Origin of the sequence: Herpetosiphon llansteffanensis (assembly GCF_003205875.1) — a bacterium.
GTDB lineage: Bacteria > Chloroflexota > Chloroflexia > Chloroflexales > Herpetosiphonaceae > Herpetosiphon > Herpetosiphon llansteffanensis.
The window spans coordinates 146,951-166,651 of the sequence record NZ_PUBZ01000114.1 but is presented as its reverse complement, the minus strand read 5'-3'; the positions used below and the strand labels follow the sequence as shown (position 1 = coordinate 166,651).

The following is a 19,701-nucleotide window of genomic DNA, read 5'->3' as shown; positions in this document are numbered from 1 at the left end:
TCTTCCTCCTATTCGCCTTGGATTCGCGCCGCAACTCGTTGGCGAAATGGTGCCAGCAACAAGCCAAACAGCCAACGAATTGGCCATAATAGCCAGCCCACCACCATATCAATCATCGATGCTAACGGCAAGCCCAAGCGCAAGAATTTTTTGAGTGGCTTCAAGAATGGCAAGCGTGAGAGGCCAACAGTCAAAGCCAAAATCGTCATCGAGATTGCAAATTTCAGCCAATGTGGCGTTTCTACATGCCACACAATCTTAATCACCGACTCAGCACCAATCGCGAGCAACAAGGCAAATGCTGCATGCTCAAGGTTTGGCTCCCACTCAATCAAGTTGGTAAAGATTTGGGCCGCAAAACGCATCACCAAAATCCCAATTGCCACGCCCAAGCCAATTACCCAAAAGCGTTTTTGGGGGTCGGCACTCACCGCCACCACCACGTTGTCAAGGCTAAACGCAAGGTCAATCAGCTCAATAATTAACACTGTTTGCCAGAAGCCAGTCACCCGTTGCTTGATCGAGCCATGTTCATCAACTTGATCGCGACGATACAGATGGGCAAAGTGGTTGACGCTCAGCCATACCAAATAGCCAGAGCCAATCGCCAAAACCCATGGGTTTTCGGTAATGATAAAGGCCACCGCCAACATCAAACCACGCCCAACATACGCGCCAATCAAACCGACTTTCAAAGCGGCAGCTTGTTGCATGCCCAAAAAGCGTTCGCCATGGCCCTTCATCCATTGCAACCACTTGGGCCATGGAATCGGCTGATCTTGCGGTAAGTGCGCAACCATTGCGCCTAAAACAGCGGCGTTATCAATCGAAAGAATCCCTTCGAGAAACACCAAAAGAAATACAATCTGCAGAATATCAAAAATGTCTTTCCACACGATCCAAATGTCCTTTCATGCTGGCTAATTGATCACCTAAGTTCAATTATACGCCACATCAATCCAGCACTTGTGAAAAGAATGTTGATTATTGATTAACCAACATACACTTAAACACGAAGATGCTAGCTACAACTAGCACCTTCGTTGTGTTTGATCAGGTCGGATTGATCAAACATCCAACATTAATTAGCCAATGCTCGCACGCACCTGCTTGGTTGCTGCAAGCATCGCCAGCAATGCAGCCTCAACTTCTGCGTAGGTACGGGTTTTCAAGCCACAATCGGGGTTAATCCACAATTGTTCTGCGGGCAAATACTTCAGCAATTGCTGAATCCGCGCCACCAATTGCTCAACGCTAGGAATATTTGGGCTGTGAATATCGTACACGCCAGGCCCAATTTGCTGTTGATAACGACCTTCTAAGCCTGCCAACAACGAGCCAGCGCTACGTGCATCTTCAATGCTAATCACATCTGCATCAAGCGCGGCAATTGCATCAATAATATCGTTGAAATCGCTATAGCACATATGGGTGTGAATCTGCGTGCTAGCAGCGGCCTCGCTGGTCGCAATCCGGAAGGCACGCACCGCCCAATCAAGGTAATTTTGCCAATCGTTGCGGCGTAATGGCAAGCCTTCACGAAAGGCTGGCTCGTCAATTTGAATAATATTGATGCCTGCTGCCTCCAAATCAGCCACTTCGTCACGCAACGCTAAGCCAATTTGGGCCGCAACGGCGCTGCGAGGCAAATCATCACGCACAAAACTCCATTGCAACATCGTCACCGGCCCAGTCAACATGCCTTTAACTGGCCGCTTGGTCAGCGACTGCGCATAGGCAGTTTCGCTCACACTCAAGGCCGCCGTGCGATAAACATCGCCTGCAATGACTGGCGGGCGCACACAGCGGCTGCCATAGCTTTGCACCCAGCCTTCTTGAGTGGCGATATAGCCCGCCAAATGCTCGGCAAAAAATTGCACCATATCGTTGCGCTCTGGCTCGCCATGCACCAGCACATCAAGCTCCCATTGTTCTTGCAACGCAATCACATGGCCAATTTCAGCCCGAATTGTTTCCGCATAGCCAGCCGGATTGCGCTTAGCTTCGGCGCGGGCTTTGCGCAAGGCCGCAGTTTGGGGAAACGAACCAATCGTGGTGGTTGGCAAGACTGGCAAGTTCAATTTGGCTTGTTGCAATGGCAATCGTTCAGCATACACCAACCGCGCAGGCGTTTCAGCACCCAAGGCGGCGCTGCGCTCACGAACCGCTGGCACAACCCGTGCGGCGCTATCAAGCCATTGTTGACGCGAAGCCAGCGCTGCATCCCAGTTTGCTTGCACGCTGGCAACGCCGTTGCGCAAGGCCTTCGCCAACAATTCCAATTCTGCTAAGCGCTCTTGGGCAAAGGCCAAACCGCTGCTCACCGCAACTGGCAAATTGCGTTCAGCAGTCACGGTTTCGGGCAAGTGCAGCAACGAACACGAACTGCTCAAAATTAAGCGCTCAGGGGCAACAAATTCGCTTAATCCACTGATTTTGGTGTGCAAATCAGCCAAATCACTGCGCCAAACGTTGCGCCCATTCACTACGCCAGCAACCAAGATTTTGTCCTGAGGAAAGCCATGATATTGAATCGCAGCCCAATTGGCTTGGCCTTGGACCAAATCTAAGCCCAGCCCATGAATTGGCAGGCGGCAGAGTTCGCGATACCACGGCGTAACATCGCCATAGTAGGTTTGCACTACCAGCTTGCCATGCTTAGCCAACTCGCGGTAGCAAGCGGCAAAGGCTTGCCACTCTTCCTCAGTCACGTCGCCAACCAAGGCTGGCTCGTCAATCTGAATATAGGCCACATCGCAAGCATTCAATTCGCGCACAATTTGCACATAGATTGGGATCAATTGTTGCAAATGTTTAGTTAATTCTGCTCCCGCCAAGCGCGCCAAACGCAAAAATGTCCAAGGGCCAAGCAAGACAGGCCGCGCTTTTGCACCAATCGCATTCTGAGCAACGCGTACTTGCTCAAGCACCACATTGGCTTGCAATTCCCAACGTTCGGGCACTTCCGGCACTAAATAATGATAATTTGTATCAAACCATTTGGTCATTTCGAGTGCTGGCACGCCGTCGCGGCCTCGCGCCATGGCAAAATAGCCTTGCACATTATTGACATCGAGCTTGCCAAAGCGCGCTGGCACAGCTCCCAACATCAGCGCTGTATCCAACACATGGTCATATAAGCTAAAATCGCCAACGGGCACCAGATCCAAGCGCTGGGCTTGAATTGCTAAACGATCTTGGCGCAAGTCGTTGATAGCAGCGCGAAAGCCTGCTTCATCAAGCTTGCCGCTCCAAAAGCGTTCCAAGGCCTGCTTGTATGGGCGACCAACGCCAACCCGTGGATAACCCACAACCGTTGTTTGAAAATTCATGCTTAATCCCATTCTAGGCTGGCCGCTGATTGATATTCAGTGACCCGCGTCTCAAAAAAGTTCTTCTCTTTAGTCAAATCGATCGTTTCACTCATCCACGGAAATGGATTTTGTGAGCCGTATTGCGTCGCCAAACCAATCCGTTGTAGGCGGCGGTCGGCGATATATTGCACATAATCGCGGAACATTGCTGCATGCAAGCCCATTACACCACGTGGCAAGCATTCAGCAGCATATTGGGCTTCTAATTCAACTGCTTGGCGAATTAATTGCACAATCTCAGCTTGAAATTCATCAGTCCAAATTGCTGGATTTTCAGCTTTGATGCCGTTAATCAAATCAACGCCAAAATTCAGATGAATCGTTTCATCGCGCAAGATATATTGAATTTGTTCGCCAATCCCCGTCAATACATTACGTCGATGTAATGAAAGTAGCATTGCAAAGCCGCTATAGAAGAAAATTCCTTCCATAATGACGTAATAGCCAATCAGATTTTTAACAAATGTTTGCATTCCCACGAGTGTTTCAGTGCTAAATTGTGGGTCAAGCACCGCCGCAGTTAATTGCATCTCAAATTGATCTTTTTGACTAATGACCGGAATTTCGTGATACATATTGAAGATTTCACGCTCATTCAAGCCCAAACTTTCAACAATATGCAAAAATGCATGGGTATGAATCGCTTCTTCAAAAGCTTGGCGCAACAAATATTGGCGACATTCTGCATTGGTAATATGCCGAAAGATTGCCAAAACAATATTATTGCCAACCAAACTTTCAGCAGTCGCAAAAAAGCCTAAATTACGCAATACCATTAAGCGTTCATCAGCCGATAATGTATTCGAGCGCCAAATAGCAATATCACCAGTCATCGACACTTCGTTGGGCATCCAGTGGTTGGCACAGCCATTCAGATAATGTTCCCAAGCCCAGCCATAGCGCAACGGCATTAATTGATTTACGTCAACTTGATTACAATTGATTAAGCGTTTATCGCTGGCATTGAAGCGCCCAAATTGTTCAGTCATTGCCAAATTCCTCGCTACTCACAGGCTTCGCAACTGGGGTCGTCGATAGGGCAAAGGTTCTCGCTTAGCACGCTGGCCGATTCGCTGCGATTGCGCATCCAGCGTGGCTGCACGCCAAAGCGATTAATGTCCAAAGTCGATTTTTCAATTTGGGTCGCGGCAAGCGTGCGAAGGTAATAGGTGGTTTTTAATCCCATGCGCCACGCCGTCAGATAGATCTCATTCAAGCGTTTGCCGCTAGTTTCGGCCACATATAAATTCAACGATTGGCCCATATCAATCCATTTTTGGCGACGAGCAGCGCAGGCAATCAGCCATTCGGGGGCAATTTCGAAGGCAGTCAAAAATTGGGCTTTGAGTTCAGCAGGAATCCGTTCGATTTGGCTGATTGCCCCATCGTAATATTTCAATTCGGCCAGCAAATCTGCATCCCACAAGCCACGAGCTTTAAGCGCATCGACCAACGCCCGATTGACGGTCGTAAAATCGCCCGAAAGATTGCTTTTGACATACAAATGGCGATAGGTTGGCTCAATCGATTGGCTAGTGCCAACGATATTGGCAATCGTGGCGGTCGGCGCAATCGCCAGCAAATTGCTATTGCGAATGCCATGCTCAGCCAAGGCTTGGCGCAGCGGTTGCCAATCGTAGTGGCTGCTATGGTCAAGCTCCGGTTTGGTCGTGCGTTGTTCAGCCAATAAGGCCAAACTATCAATCGGCAAAATCCCGCGATCCCATTTCGAGCCACGAAAACTTGGGTATGCGCCGCGCTCACGCGCCAAATCAATCGAAGCCGCAACCGCAAAATAGGCAATCGCTTCCATCGAACGGTCGGAAAATTCGACCGCCGCTTGGCTGGCATAGCTGATATTCAAGGCATAAAGTGCATCTTGAAAGCCCATCAACCCAAGGCCAATTGGCCGATGGCGGGCATTCGCCTGGGCAGCTTGCGGGCGCGGATAAAAATTAATATCGATCACGTTATCCAGCATGCGTACTGCTGTCGTGACTGTTGTGCGCAATGTTTCGAGGTCAAGCACACCATTGCGAATATGCGCCGCCACATTAATTGAGCCAAGATTACACACCGCAATTTCATCAGCCGACGTATTGAGCAAAATTTCAGTGCACAAATTACTGCTATGAATCACCCCAACGTGATCTTGCGGCGAACGCAGATTGGCAGCATCCTTCCAGGTAATCCAAGGATGGCCAGTTTCAAACAAACGGGTCAAAACTTTGCGCCACAAGCTGAGTGCTTCGACCTGCCGCGCCGAACGCAGCAAGCCTTGCGCCGCCATGGCTTCGTATTCTGCGTAGCGCGCCACAAACGCCTGGCCATACAAATCGTGCAAATCAGGCACTTCGTCAGGCGAGAACAACGTCCACGTGCCATTGCTCAACACCCGTTCCATCAACAAATCAGGAATCCACAAGGCCGTGTGCATATCGTGGGTGCGGCGGCGCTCGTCGCCAGTTGGCTTGCGCAAATCAAGAAAATCGTCAATATCGGCGTGCCATGCTTCGAGATAGGCACAAACCGCCCCTTTGCGCTTGCCGCCTTGGTTCACCGCAATCGCAGTATCGTTGACAATTTTGAGGAAAGGAATTACGCCTTGGCTCACGCCATTGGTGCCATGAATTGGCGCGCCAAGCGCCCGCACAGGAGTCCAATCGTTACCCAAACCACCAGCCCACTTCGAAAGCATGGCGTTATCGCTGATCGCCCCAAAAATCGCCTCAAGATCATCGCCGACCGTTGAGAGATAGCACGATGACAACTGAGGATGGGTCGTCGCCGCATTGAATAAGGTTGGCGTGGCCGAGGTGAAGTAAAATTGCGAAAGTAGCTCGTAGAAACGCAATGTTTGGGCTTCGCGATCAGCTTCATTCAAAGCCAAGCCCATCGCCACCCGCAGCCAAAAGAATTGCGGCAACTCACGGCGCAGGCCGTCCCACTGAATAAAATAACGATCATAGAGCGTTTGCAGGCCAGGATACGCAAATAATGCATCACGTTCAGGCACAATTGCCGCTGCCAAACGAGCCAAATCGAATTCAGCAAGTTTTGGGTCAAGCAACCCTTGGGTAATTCCTGCCTGAATATACTGGATAAATGCCATTGGATAGCGAGTAGCAACCGCTGAGCCTGACAAATATTCGCCAAAAACCTCACAATGCAGTTGGCTGGCCAAGAGGGCGGCGGCCACAAAACTATAATCAGGCTCCTGCTCAATCCAGCTGCGGGCGGTCAAAATACAGGCTTGCAGCTGTTCGGCGGCGCTCATATTGGGATAAAAGCCCAAATTAGCAGCTTGCCAGAGCTGATTCGCGTCGGTTGTTTGGGGATAAGCACTGCAAGCCTCACCAAGCAGGTGCAAAAGCCAAGTAGCCTGCTCGCTAGCAGCTCGTGGCTCAACCTCGATCAGATTCATAGAGCATCCTTTGTGAGCTAAATAAAAAATGCCTGCTCCTTAGCGGAACAGGCATAAACCATTACCAAACCATAGGCAGCAGCCCATGGGCATCAATTGCAAGCGGCAATGATCACCCCCTTTGACGCGAAGGGACATCTCGATCATTTCGAACTGAGTGGGCATTCGGACTTAGCATTGAGCCATACCGTTGCGCGACAGTGCCGGAATCTCACCGGGCTTTCCCCAATATTGCAGCCAAGCTACGACACCTTGGCCTCAGACGAATAAAAAATTGTAGCCAGTACTGTAGCAGATGCCAGATCAACCGTCAATCAAGCTCAACTCTTTGGCAAAAATAACAAATTGGCCGATTAGAACGCGCTAAATCTGGTTAGTCAAGCTAAAAATTAAGGTGCAAAGTAGCCGATAATCAAGCAAATTGCTGCTTAATTCCGCAAGTCCTAGTACTCAGGGTAGGCCATTAGCTAGCTAGCAGGGTAGCTCAGGAAGCCGATTAAGCTGAAATGACAGAATAAACCTGAGCCAAGACCATTCTCAAGGGTCGCTGAGGCGATTTGATTAACAACCGAGCAGGCTTAATAGACAAGGGATAGTACAAGACTCCTAACCAATTGCGATATTGGTGGGAAAAACCCCAAAAAAAGCTCTTGACAAGTGCAATTTGGTTTTGTACACTCTGAGTACGAATTAACCGCAATTGGCAATCGATGTTTATGTGAAGCAAATAGCATTACAACGTTGCAATAGCTAAATACATGGGGTGAGAGAATGTATTTGGTTAAAGCAGGCACATTCAGTAAGCACAAAAACCACTAATTGAAGAAACTCGTTTCTCGACGGATACGAATTTAGTTAATTAGGCTAGTTTTTGTAACAATCTATCGCTTTGGTGGCAATAACAATCGATAAACCCCTATTTGGTCTTTTTATACAAAAGCGATAGTGTTGGGCTGGTGGTGTTAGAAGCAAGCACTTGCGGAACACAAACAACGTTTGGCAGCCAAGGACAATTCAACTATTAGCAATCTCGGTCGCTCGTCATATCACTCAAACACAAAAGGAAAGCTTCGGCTAACTACTTTCGTCAGATTGATATAACCAGCAAGCACTACGGTTGTGTGCCACAGTGCAGCCAATTTGGCTCCGAACACACAAGGAGGATTTCTTCAATGGCAGCAGAAACAGTACAAGTCGACAAAGAAGTAATGGCACAAGTTGCCCAACGCTTCGGCAAGCTCGAACAAAACGTGCAACAACTGTTCCAAACCCTCAACAACTTGTCACAAACCTTGCAAGCTAAATGGGTTGGGGATGCAGCATCAACCTTCCAACAAGAATGGCAAGGTGAAATGACTCCAGCGTTCAATCGCTTGATTCAAGCTTTCAACACCTTCCAATCGACCACCAACGAAATCAAGCAAACCTTCCAACAACACGAAGACGAAGCTGCGGCAATCTTCAAAGCTTGGAAAATCTAAATCTAGCTATTTTATTAAGGAGGTCCTCTCATGGCAGATAAAATGAAGTATGATCGTGCGACAATGGAACAAGCCCAGGCAACCTTTGCCAAAGCGCACGAACAAGTTCAAGATGTCACCCAAGAAGTCTTGTCAATTGCGAGCACCATCGACGAAGCCCTCAAAGGCGACGCTGGTAGCGAATTCGTTGATGTTTTGACCGGCATGATGGCTCCATCATTGGCTAAATTAGCTGCCAAGATGACCGAAATCCAAGGCGACATCAAGAACGCTATGGCCGCAATGGATGCTGCTGACTCAGGCGCGAAAAGCACCTTCTAATCGTAATTGGCTCTTTTTATACCTAATTGAGGAGTTTATCCATGAAAAGTTTCTTGATGCGCTTGGCTCGCAAAGTTTTGGAAAGCGTTTTGCAACAATTGATGCAACAATTCAATGTCATTCAAGAACAAGCTTTGGCTCCAATCAAGCAAATTATTGGTATGGTCGATAGCGTATGGTTGGGCGATGGCGCAACTGCCTTCAAAGAAGAATTGACCAACTTGATGACTCCCCAAGTTACCCGCATCGGGACTGGCATCACCAGCTACCACAGCAACTTGGGCAAAGCTCGCGATTTGATCGACCGCGCTGATAGCACCGCTCGCAACTTGGTTAACTCAAAATTGCGCAGCATCGCCAAGTTCTACTAGTTTTGACATTGAATTATTCAAGATAGATCTTAAGGAGGCCAGTTCATGGCAGCAGCAAAAATTGAGATGATGGTTCCTGAAGTTGCAAAAATTGCAAAAACCATCAACACGGTTGGTCAAGTTTTGAAAACCGTTGCTAAGGTTTTGGAAGTACTTTCAACCACCCTTAAAGCAACCGCATTCATCGGTTTGGTTGGTGGCGCAGCTATCGCAAACTACATCGATCAGTTCCGTCCACAAATCGAAAAGATGGCTGAAAAATGTGTTGAAATCACTCAAGATGTCAATACCGCCATCAAAAACTTCCAAAACCAAGACTTCACCGCTTCAGGCCGCTTCGGCTAGTTCCATACCAAGTCATTTTACCCAGTATTTCAAACCGATCATGCACTTGCATGGTCGGTTTGAGTTTAAGCGCTAAAAACACACGAGCTTACAATTAAAGCATAAAAAAAGAGCAGGGCGCAAACCCTGCTCTTCAACCACGAATCTAGCCTAAATAATATTCAACTGGTTCAAGGTTACGAAGAAGGTAATCAAAAAGGCTACTGTCAACAAACTAATCACAATAATCAGGATGGTATTGAGGCTGGGCCAGCGACTCTTTTTCGCAGTTGGAACTTCGCCAAACAGCTTAAGCAATTCTTGGACGACTTGAGCCGCATTTTGAGGCCGATTCGCCACTTGAACATCGACCATGCGCACAGCCAGCTCGGCAATTGCCCGCACGTCAGCAGTCCGGTTCATATTGACATGATGGTTCTTCAAGACTGCTTGATAGACCTCTTCATCGCTTTTGAGCTTGAAGGGATAGGCCGGAACACCAACTAGCATTTCATACAAAATCAAGCCGAGGCCATACACATCGGTTGCATAGCTTGGTTTTTGGAGGTGCGGTTGCATAATTTCTGGGGCAGTGTAGGCCGGCGGCACCATAAACGAATACCAATCGTTGTTGATATTTTGCGGCGTGCTCGCAATACCCAAATCGAGCAAGTGAATGGTTGGGACTGAAGGATTATCTTCAAAATGCACCAACAGCGATTCAGGGTTGATCCCGAAATGCAATACACCTTTGCTTTGCAAGAGCGCAATTGATGATGACAACCGCATCACCAACCAACCAATATGGTTGACCCACATTTGCGGATTTTTGGTCAGCGCATCGCGTAACGATTCGCCAGCAAAGAAATCTGACAAGTAATAGTAAAAAAGGTGTTCGCCGAGCATCGCCCGCCCGTAGGCCTCAGTCTGCGCGCTTACAGTGGCATTTGCATAGGGTGGCCGCCAATTTGGCAAGAACGTATTGCGTTCGTTCGAAACCCGAATAGTTTTGAGAAATTCGGCTTCACGTTTCAAGCGTTCAGTATTTTCGCTGCCAACGTGGGCTACTTTAAGAAACACGCGCTCTTTTTGATGGCTGGCTTCGTATAAAACTGAAGAGCGTAGTACAACAACAGGCCGCACGATTTCAATATCGCCCAGCCATTTTCCATATCCGAGAATTGTTGGCGATTTTTCAGCTTGACAATAAACTTCTTGACAATACAAATTATTATCAAACGATGTTCGTTCACATAACAGACATACCTGTTTCATGGGCGCTTACTCCGTTCCATGGGTAGTCATGGGAAACCAGATTATGGCTCTATCGTACCGTAATCTGGATTGCTAGGCGAGGATTGTTGGCACTACTCTACTCATTTATTCAAAAGCTGTCAACCACTAGCCGAAATAGAGGTTTGTATGGTATAGTTGACGCGTTACACCAGCAATGCGCAATTTCTCTCCTCGTGCCACTTTTTAGCGTGTGTTCAACATCAGATCCGATCAGTGACTGATCGATGGGCGGAATTTTGGAGATGCACCGATGAAAAACTCTATCCAGATGATAGATCGTCCTCCACGGATTCAACCAGAGCTACCTTTTAATCGTTTTGAAATCCCATCACCCCCAGAAAATCCTGAGGATGCGATTTCGAAACTGATTCAGTTGGCTCTGCCGATGACGATGATTGTGGGCTATGTCTTCGTAACAATGTTTGGGGGGCGCGGCGGCGGCGGCGCTTTGATTCTCATCCCGATGGCATTATCGGTGTTGGCCTCCACAGGCTTCTCAATCTATTCGTTCATTCGCGAAAAAAACCAACGCTTAGAACGTGAACGCCAATACCATGAACAGATCGTTGAATTAAACAAGGATATGCACGGCTATCACGATTTACAACGCCGTTTCTATCGCTACAACTATCCTGATACGCCAAATACGATCAAGGTCATTACCGATGCCAAGCAAGATTTAGAAAAGCCTGAACGTACCCTACGCTCAAACGCGCGGATTTGGGAACGACGGGTTTCTGATGATGACTTCGGCTCGGTGCGGCTTGGCATGGGCACATTGCCTTCAACTGTGGTCTACGAGGTTAAGAGCGGTGGCAATTTCAGTAGCCCGCTCGCTCGTGAAGCCATGAAGCTTGATGCCGATTCACGCTATGTCTCTGATATTCCGATTATTATCACCTTGCGCTACAAGCCAGAAGAGGAAGGCGGCTCGAAAGAAAAGACTACTCCGATTACGCCAACGACCCATGCCTTGGGGATTGCTGGTGATCGCGATGCAGTCTATGAATCGATTCGCTCGATTTTGGCGCATTATGCTGTTTTCCACTCACCTTCCGATTCGCGTTTGTATGTTTTGGCTTCAAAATATAACGAATGGGATTGGGTCGAAACCTTGCCTCACTGTCAGCCAGGCGAGTATGAGCAACTTTGTTTCGTCAGCGAAATCAAAGAAGTTGCTGATGATGCCGATGAAGAAGGCGATGAATTAGATCAATACATGGAAGGTATTCGTAAAATTCTATCGCAACGCAAAATGCGCATGGAAGACAACGAAGAAAATAATAATAATTCGGGCCGTGGTAACCCAGGCTTACCATTTATGCTGCTGGTGGTTGACTTGCTCGATATGTATGAAAAAGCTGGCGAGCGGCTGCGCGATATTGAATCGGACGCAGCACTGTCGATCTTGATTGAAGAAGGCCCACAGCTTGGCGCTGCGGTAATCTTCCTCGTGCCAGAACGCAGCAAGGTACCTGGCGGTTGTAAGTCGGTGATTGAAATTGAACGCACCACGCCAGCAACCAATAGCAAACAAGCGCAACATCAACAATTGTTCTTCCGCTACGCCGAGCAGGGGGTCAATACCTTCCGCTATATCGGGGCAGCTGATAATATTGTTAATCGCGAAGAATCGCGCAAATTGGCTGAGGAATTATCGACTCTTAATTTGCGCCAAAGCGCTGGGGCCAACCTCGCCGATGGAGTCGCCTTCTTCGACTTGATGGGCTATGGCTCGCTTGATGAACTCAAGGTCGATGCGATTAAGAATTGGCAACGCAGCACCCAACCCAAATATGCCAACTGGCTGCGCGCCAAAGTTGGCCGTATGTCGGGGAATAAAACCCGTACCCTGGTTTTCTCATCCAAACGTGATGGTGTTCACGGGATGGTTGCAGGGAGTACTGGTTCGGGTAAATCAGAGTTGCTGATCTCGCTGATTGCGGTGATGGCCGTTACCTACGATCCTTCAGTAGTTAACTTTGTGTTGGTCGACTACAAGGGTGGTGGCGCATTCAAAGAATTCGAACGCCTGCCTCACTGTGTAGACATTATCACCAACTTGGCTGGCGATGGCGTAACCCGCATGTTCACGGCGATTAAGTCGGAAATGCAACGCCGCCAAGTCTTAAACAACGAAACTGATACCAAAAATATCGTCGAATATCGCAAGAAGAATTTCCACAATACCCACTATCCCTACCCCTATCTGTTTATCATCATCGACGAATTCGCCGAAATGATCGCCGATCGGGCTGAATATCGGGGCGAGCTGGAAAGTATCACGCGGATTGGTCGTTCGCTCGGGGTTTCGCTGATTCTGGCTGCGCAACGGCCTAGCGGTATCACCGACCAAATGCGTTCGAACATCAAGTTCCGGATTAGCTTGCGGGTGGAAACTCAAGGCGAAAGCCGCGAAATGTTGCGCCGCTCGGATGCAGCCTTCTTACCAACCGGTATTCCAGGTCGGGGCTATCTGCAAGTTGGTAACGAAGAAATTGAATTGATTCAGGTGGCCTACACTGGCGATCCCTATGTTGACCCCAATTCAGTTTCGCAAGAAAAAGTTATTTGGCCAGATCGCCGCCGTGCAGAAGGCGTTGATCCAGGGATTGATACCCAGGATCAAAGCCCACCAGAACTGTATAAAGTTATCGTCAGCACGCTCGATGCCTTGTCACGTGATAACAATGTGCCAATTCAACGTGCGCCGTGGCCAAACTTCTTGCCACGCGAACTTGCCTTGACTCAACACTTGATCTCAGAAGATCCGAATGTCAATGCGGTTACCTTTGAAGAATATCTGTTGGGCATCGATGAGATTATGGTTGGCTTGCCACGCGAGCACGATCTGACCTTGAACCCTGCCTTGAACAAATGGATCAATGGCACTTCGGGCTGGGTCGAAGATCTGAACTGGCGTGATTATGCAATGCGGCCTGTGCTTGGCTTGATTGATAATCCCTATGCAGCCAAGCAATTACCATTGACCGTTGACTTCCCACGTGGCCATGCAGTGGTCTTTGGTGGCTCTGGTTGGGGTAAAACCACCTTCCTGCGCTCGATGCTGATGAGCTTAGCCGCAACCCACTCGCCAAATCAAATGCACATGTATATTCTCGATTTGGGTGGGCGGAACTTTAGCGTGCTGGATAAATTGCCTCACTCAGGTGCGGTGATTATTCCTGACGGTGAAGGCTACGAAGAACGGGTCGAACAATTGCTACGCGAAATCAACGATATTGTTGATGCACGCAAGCTTTTGCTCAACGATGCAGGGATTGCCGATATTTATCAATACAATGCGGTTAATCCAACCAATACTCAGCCAGCAATCTTGGTTGCAATCGATAACTTTGCCGAATTTACCGAAACTTTCGGCGAAGGCCCAGATAGCAACGTCGAAAGCGTGCTGGATAAGCTGATTTCGATTGCGCGCCAAGCCAAGCCCTATGCAATTCACTTTATCATCACGATTGGCAGCATGGCCGAGCTATCGAACCAAATCTTTAGCTTGTTTACTGAGCGTTACACCTTGAAACTCAGCGATAACACCGAATATCGGGCAATCGTTGGCGGTCGGGTTGACGATATTAATGATATTCCTGGCCGTGGCTATACCAAAGTTGGCCCGCAGCCACTCAGTTTCCAAGTTGCGGTGGCAGCAGGCATCAGCAGCGATGGCTCGCTCGACCCAACAATCGAAATGAAAGAAATCGACCAATTAGCCCAATTTATGAGCGATTATGCCCGCACCAGTGGCAAGAACTATCTCAAGCCACGGCGGGTTGACGCAATGCCGAAGGCGATTCTCTTCAAATCGATGTTGCCCGAAATGTATGCCACGATGCTTCAGCGCGATATTCGCTTCGATGCCGATCTACGGCCTCAGTTGAATAGCTTGATGAGCGAAGCATGGGAAGATAGCATCAAACCCGAAAACGCCGATTGGCTCAAAGTAACGATTGGGGTGATGTCGGGCAACCGCCCACGCACGCTGCAACTCGAAGCCAAAAAAGACGGTGTTCACGGGATGATTGCTGGTGGTACTGGTGCTGGTAAATCGGAATTGCTGATGAGCTTGATCATCGGTTTGGCCGTGCGCTACGACCCCAGTATCCTTAACTTCATTTTGGTTGACTACAAGGGTGGTGGTGCGTTTGATCCATTCAAGGATATGCCACACACCGTTGATTTGGTGACCAACTTGAATAAATCGCGTGTGCGCCGGATGTTTACTGCAATCAATGCAGAAATGGGCCGTCGCCAAGCGCTGAATGCGCGTACTGGCACTAAAGATATTGTGGAATATCGGTCGAAGGGCTTCCACCTCGACCCACAGTGGGGGCCATTCCCGCATCTGTTCATCATTATCGACGAATACGCCGAAATGATCAGCGATACGCCAGAGTTCCGCGATGAATTGGAAAGTATCACGCGGGTTGGGCGTTCAATTGGGGTTAACCTCTTGCTGGCCTCACAACGGCCAATCGGGGTTACCGACCAAATGCGCGCCAACATCAAGTATCGGATCTGTTTGCGGGTTGAAGACATCGAAACCAGCCGCGAAATGTTGCGCCGCTCGGATGCAGCCTTCTTGCCAAGCGGCATGCCTGGTCGGGGCTATCTCCAAGTTGGGAACGAAAATCTTGACCTGATTCAGGTTTCGTACACTGGTGAATCATACGATTACGCAGTGGCTGCTGATGGCACCAAGGCCAAGTTCTATGAATTGATCGTGACGATGGCACAAAATCTACTCCATCCACGACCACGGCCTCAAACGCCATGGCCAGCGCCATTGCCCGATGCAATTACCTACGAACAGCCACTCAACCCACGCTATGTTGATAAAACCTATCTGCCGTTGATGACGCTTGGCCGCTCGCAACGGATCGCAATCAACGCGTTTGTTGGCGATTGGTTTGAGAATAAAGGCCAATGGTTTGGGGTCGATTGGAATCACGTGGCAATGCGCGCGGTCGTTGGGGTTCTCGACGATCCAGGTAATGCCCGCCAAATGCCATTGGTGCTCGACTTCAACAAAGGTCACGTGGTAGTCTTCGGTGCTTCTGGTTGGGGTAAAACAACCATGATTCGCTCGTTGGTGTTGAGTTTGGCAGCAACCCACTCGCCCAACGAATTCAATGCCCATGTGCTCGATCTTGGTGGCCGTAACCTCGAAGTCTTGCGCTCCATCCCACACGTTGGGACGGTGATTCTGCCAGACGAACAAGGCTATGAAGAGCGAATTCAGCAGCTTTGGCGTGAATTGAATAATGTTGTTGATGAACGCAAGAAACTGTTCAGCGATGCTGGGGTTTCAACCCTTTCTGAGTACAACAGCCAAAACGCTGCCAATCCAAAGCCAGCCATTTTGGTAGCAATTGACAACTTTGGCGAATATATCGAAACCTTTGCCGATGATAAGAATAATGATGCCAATAACTTGCTTGAGGTCTTTGTGGCCTTGGCACGCCAAGCCAAAGCCTATGGCTTGCACATTCTGATCACTGCCAGCCGCTTGAATATTCTGTCAAGTAAGCTGTATAGCCTCTTTACCGAACGCTTGACCTTCAAGATTTCTGATGCAGGCGACTATTCGGCCATTGTTGGCGCACGGCTCTTAGAAGTTGAAGAAATTGCTGGTCGTGGTGCGGTCAAGGTTGGCCGTGATGCACTGAGCTATCACATTGCCTTGCCACCAGGCACCATTGGCAAAGCCGATGTCTTGGGCGCTGATGGTCAACCGCAAGTTACCGAAAAACTGCAAATTCGTGGTGAAGCTGGCCAAATTCGGGTTATCGGCAAGCATATGAATGCCCATATCGCCAATAATCCTGGTAAATACCAACCACCATTGGGAATTGCAGCCTTGCCCAAGAGTTCGTCATATCGCCAAGTGCTGCAAGAAATGCACAACATTGGCCGTGGCGACCGCCCATTTGTCGAAGAACTCAAAGAAGCAACCGCCAAAACGTGGGAATACAACGCAGGCACTGGCAAACAAGCTGGCTGGTTGGCTGCATGTTTGGGGATTGTCTCAGGCAATCGGCCACGCACGTTGCAACTCGAAGCCAAGCGTGACGGTGTTCACGGGATGGTTGCAGGGGGTACTGGTGCTGGTAAATCGGAATTGCTGATGACCTTGATTGTAGGTCTGGCACTGAATTACTCGCCTGATATTCTCAACTTTGTCTTGGTCGACTTCAAAGGCGGCGGTGCCTTCAAGCCATTCGAAAACATGCCACATTGTGTGGACATCGTGACCAACTTGAACAAATCGGCAGTTGATCGCATGTTCACCTCGATTGATGCTGAAATTCGTCGCCGTCAAGCACTCAACGCCATGACTGGTACGAAGGATATTGTGGAATATCGCGAACGTGGCTTCCATAAGAAACCAGAGTTTGGCGCATACCCACACTTGTTCATCATCATCGACGAATACGCCGAAATGTTCGATTCGAACCCTGAATATCTGCCATCATTGGAAAGTATCACCCGGGTTGGTCGTGCGCAAGGGGTCAACCTCTTGCTCGCGTCGCAACAACCAAAGGGTGTTACCGACCAAATGCGCGCCAATATCAAGTTGCGGCTCTGTCTGCGGGTTGAACAGCCAGATACCAGTCGCGAACTCTTGCGCAAACCAGACGCAGCCTTCTTGCCCAACGGCATGCCAGGTCGTGGCTACTTGCAAATTGGCAACGAAAACCTTGAGTTGATTCAGGTTTCGTACACTGGCGAAAGCCAAATCGACGATCGCGAAGTGGGCGTGCTCTGGCCTGAACGTGAGCCAGAACCAGTCTCAACCAGCGAAGATACACCAAAACTGTTCGATACTGTGGTGCAAATCTCACGTGAGTTGGTCAACTTCCAACCAACGCCAAAACCATGGCCAAATTTCTTGCCCGACCGTGTAAGTTTGCAATCACCAATTATCAATGCCAAAGACAATAGCATTATTGTTTTCCAGCCAGCCGTGACCGATTGGATTAACGGTGACACTGAACATCTCTGGCCAGGGGTCAATTGGGAAACCGAGGCCATGCGCACAGCTGCCTTGTTGGTTGATGATCCAAATGAAGCAACCCAATTGCCATTTGTCTTTGATTTCAGCACCAATCACTTGGCAATTTATGGTGACTCTGGTTGGGGTAAAACCTCGTTGTTACGCTCGATCATCGCCGGTTTGGCAGCCAGCCACAGCCCCGATGAACTCCACGCCTATGTGGTCGATTTGGGCGGGCGCAACTTCCGTAGTTTGCGCAACTTGCCACACATTGGTGCATTGATCTACGCCGACGACGAGACCTTTGAAGAACAAATGCTGCGTTTATTCAGCAAAATGGAACGCTTGACCCGCGAACGCCAACAAATCTTTAGCGATGCAGGGGTCAACACGATCTATGAATATAACAAGCAGTTTCCAGATCAAGCCTTGCCAGCAATTGTGGTCGCAATCGATAATATTGCCATCATCCACGAGAATTACGATTCGGTTGAAGAATCGGTCTTGATTCCATTGGTACGGCGCTCACTGAGCGTTGGGATTGCCTTTATCGTTACGGCCAACTTCCCAACCAATATGTCAAGTCGCTTTGGCAGCTTGTTTGGCGAACGCATTACCTTCAAGCAAGGCCAACAAGATCGCTATATGGATATTGTCGGGCGGGGTGCAATTGAATTTGGCGATGTGCCAGGCCGCGGTTATATTCGGGTTGGCAAACGGCCATTGCTCTTCCAAGCAACCTTGCCAGTGGGCTTAGTTGGCCCTGATGGCCGCGACCATCGCAACGAAGCTGAAGAACTTGATTTGATGGGTATGATGATGCAGGCCAGGGTTGAACAACTTGGTGGCATGCGCACCACGCCTGATCCAATTCAAATTCTGCCGCAAATTGTGCCATTGCGCGAAATGCTCGATGAGACCAATAAAGTTGCTGAAGGCAAAGTCATTTGGAGTGTGGTTGGCCAAAGCAACAACCTGATGCCAGCCATGTACGATCTCAAAAAGATTGGGCCACACGCAGCGATTGCCGGGCCACCAATCTCTGGTAAAACCACCTTGCTCTACAACTGGGTGCTTTCGCTGGCCGATCGCTACACGCCAGAGCAAGTCGCGATGGTCTTGATTGATACCCGTGGACGCTTCTTCAAGTATGGTGGCAAACGCAGCCTTGCTGACTTGCCACACGTCTTGCAAACCGTCAGCGAAATCGATCAAATGGGTTCATTGCTGGAAAATCTGCAAATCGAGTGTCAGGCATTCGCGCAACAAGCGATTAACCGACCAGTCTATATCTTCATTGATAACTTTGAAGATTTCAGCGACGAAGCAGAAAGCAAGCGTTCAGTGATGAATGATATTGCAGTGCTTACGCGGCGCTATGGTGGCGAGGGCGTGTTTGTGATTATTGCAGGCACCCTCGATGGCTCAGTCAATGATCTGCGCCGTCGGGTTATGAGTGCCAACTTCGGGATTGGCTTGCGGACAGCCCAAGCGGTTGAATCGTTACGGGTTATGCGTACGCCAAGCGAAGTTCGGGGCAAGGAATTACCAATGGGTCGGGGCTTTATGGTCAAAGCAGGCCAAACAACCTTGATCCAAGTGGCAAGCCCGTATACCGATGGTAGCCATATTGTTGCCGAAGATGCTAGCGATGAAGCCGAACGGGTCATCACAGCTCTTGATGGCTGGGTTGAAACCATCAGCGAGCGCTACCCAGAACGGGCAGCGTGGTCAACTGGGGCAATTACGATTGGCGATAAACCAGTCAGCATGGAACAAGATCCAACAGTTGCCAGAATGTCGGCGCTGATTCGCCAAGGTATCCAACGCCTGATGCCACGCATCAAAGAGGCAAATGGCGACAGCAATATTGCAGAAACGATTATGCAAAATTATATTTCGATGGATTTTGCAAGCTGGAATAGCTCCGAGCGGCTGCGATCGATGTTGCATCAAATGTTGGTCGATCAGCATATGCACGATGGCCTCGATCTCGAAACGGCAACAATGATGGCCGACATGACCAGCAGCGATGATGAATCGTTGATCTTGACCTTCGAAGGAACCTTAGAAAGCTAAAGTAATGGGCAGCGAGCCA

General features: G+C 49.1%; 10 protein-coding genes. 5 read left to right on the top strand and 5 right to left on the bottom strand.

Annotation, left to right across the window (positions count from 1 at the left end; all coding sequences use genetic code 11):
• Nucleotides 1-8: 8 nt before the first annotated feature.
• The 4 genes from C5S61_RS18195 to C5S61_RS18180 form a co-directional block, all read right to left on the bottom strand.
• Nucleotides 9-896 carry a TerC family protein gene (locus tag C5S61_RS18195; protein WP_110517207.1) on the bottom strand — a complete coding sequence of 296 codons (888 nt, stop codon included), beginning with the start codon at nt 894-896 and terminating at the stop codon, nt 9-11.
• A gap of 189 nt (nt 897-1,085) precedes the next feature.
• Complete coding sequence (gene metE, locus C5S61_RS18190) at nt 1,086-3,332, bottom strand: 5-methyltetrahydropteroyltriglutamate--homocysteine S-methyltransferase (RefSeq protein ID WP_110517205.1); 2,247 nt, start codon at nt 3,330-3,332, stop codon at nt 1,086-1,088.
• A 2-nt stretch (nt 3,333-3,334) separates the two neighbouring features.
• On the bottom strand, nt 3,335-4,363 hold the full coding sequence (locus C5S61_RS18185; protein WP_110517203.1) for a ribonucleotide-diphosphate reductase subunit beta: 1,029 nt from the start codon (nt 4,361-4,363) through the stop codon (nt 3,335-3,337).
• A 14-nt stretch (nt 4,364-4,377) separates the two neighbouring features.
• Complete coding sequence (locus C5S61_RS18180; protein WP_110517201.1) at nt 4,378-6,798, bottom strand: ribonucleoside-diphosphate reductase subunit alpha; 2,421 nt, start codon at nt 6,796-6,798, stop codon at nt 4,378-4,380.
• A gap of 1,172 nt (nt 6,799-7,970) precedes the next feature.
• Between C5S61_RS18180 and C5S61_RS18175 the strand changes: the two genes are divergently transcribed.
• Genes C5S61_RS18175 through C5S61_RS18160 form a run of 4 tightly spaced genes read left to right on the top strand, consistent with a single transcriptional unit; the run spans nt 7,971 to nt 9,316 of the window.
• Complete coding sequence (locus C5S61_RS18175; RefSeq protein ID WP_110517199.1) at nt 7,971-8,279, top strand: WXG100 family type VII secretion target; 309 nt, start codon at nt 7,971-7,973, stop codon at nt 8,277-8,279.
• Nucleotides 8,280-8,309: 30 nt separating this feature from the next.
• Nucleotides 8,310-8,600 carry a WXG100 family type VII secretion target gene (locus C5S61_RS18170; protein ID WP_110517197.1) on the top strand — a complete coding sequence of 97 codons (291 nt, stop codon included), beginning with the start codon at nt 8,310-8,312 and terminating at the stop codon, nt 8,598-8,600.
• A 41-nt stretch (nt 8,601-8,641) separates the two neighbouring features.
• Nucleotides 8,642-8,971: a hypothetical protein gene (locus C5S61_RS18165; RefSeq protein WP_110517196.1), complete on the top strand. Its 330-nt coding sequence runs from the start codon at nt 8,642-8,644 to the stop codon at nt 8,969-8,971.
• Nucleotides 8,972-9,016: 45 nt separating this feature from the next.
• Entirely contained in the window at nt 9,017-9,316 is a 300-nt protein-coding gene (locus C5S61_RS18160) for a hypothetical protein (RefSeq protein WP_110517193.1), read from the top strand.
• A gap of 150 nt (nt 9,317-9,466) precedes the next feature.
• Here C5S61_RS18160 and C5S61_RS18155 read toward each other — a convergent pair whose 3' ends face one another.
• On the bottom strand, nt 9,467-10,570 hold the full coding sequence (locus C5S61_RS18155; RefSeq protein WP_110517191.1) for a serine/threonine protein kinase: 1,104 nt from the start codon (nt 10,568-10,570) through the stop codon (nt 9,467-9,469).
• A gap of 406 nt (nt 10,571-10,976) precedes the next feature.
• On the opposite strand from C5S61_RS18155, the gene C5S61_RS18150 reads away from it, so the two are divergent.
• Nucleotides 10,977-19,682: an FtsK/SpoIIIE domain-containing protein gene (locus tag C5S61_RS18150; protein WP_164689610.1), complete on the top strand. Its 8,706-nt coding sequence runs from the start codon at nt 10,977-10,979 to the stop codon at nt 19,680-19,682.
• Nucleotides 19,683-19,701: the final 19 nt, after the last annotated feature.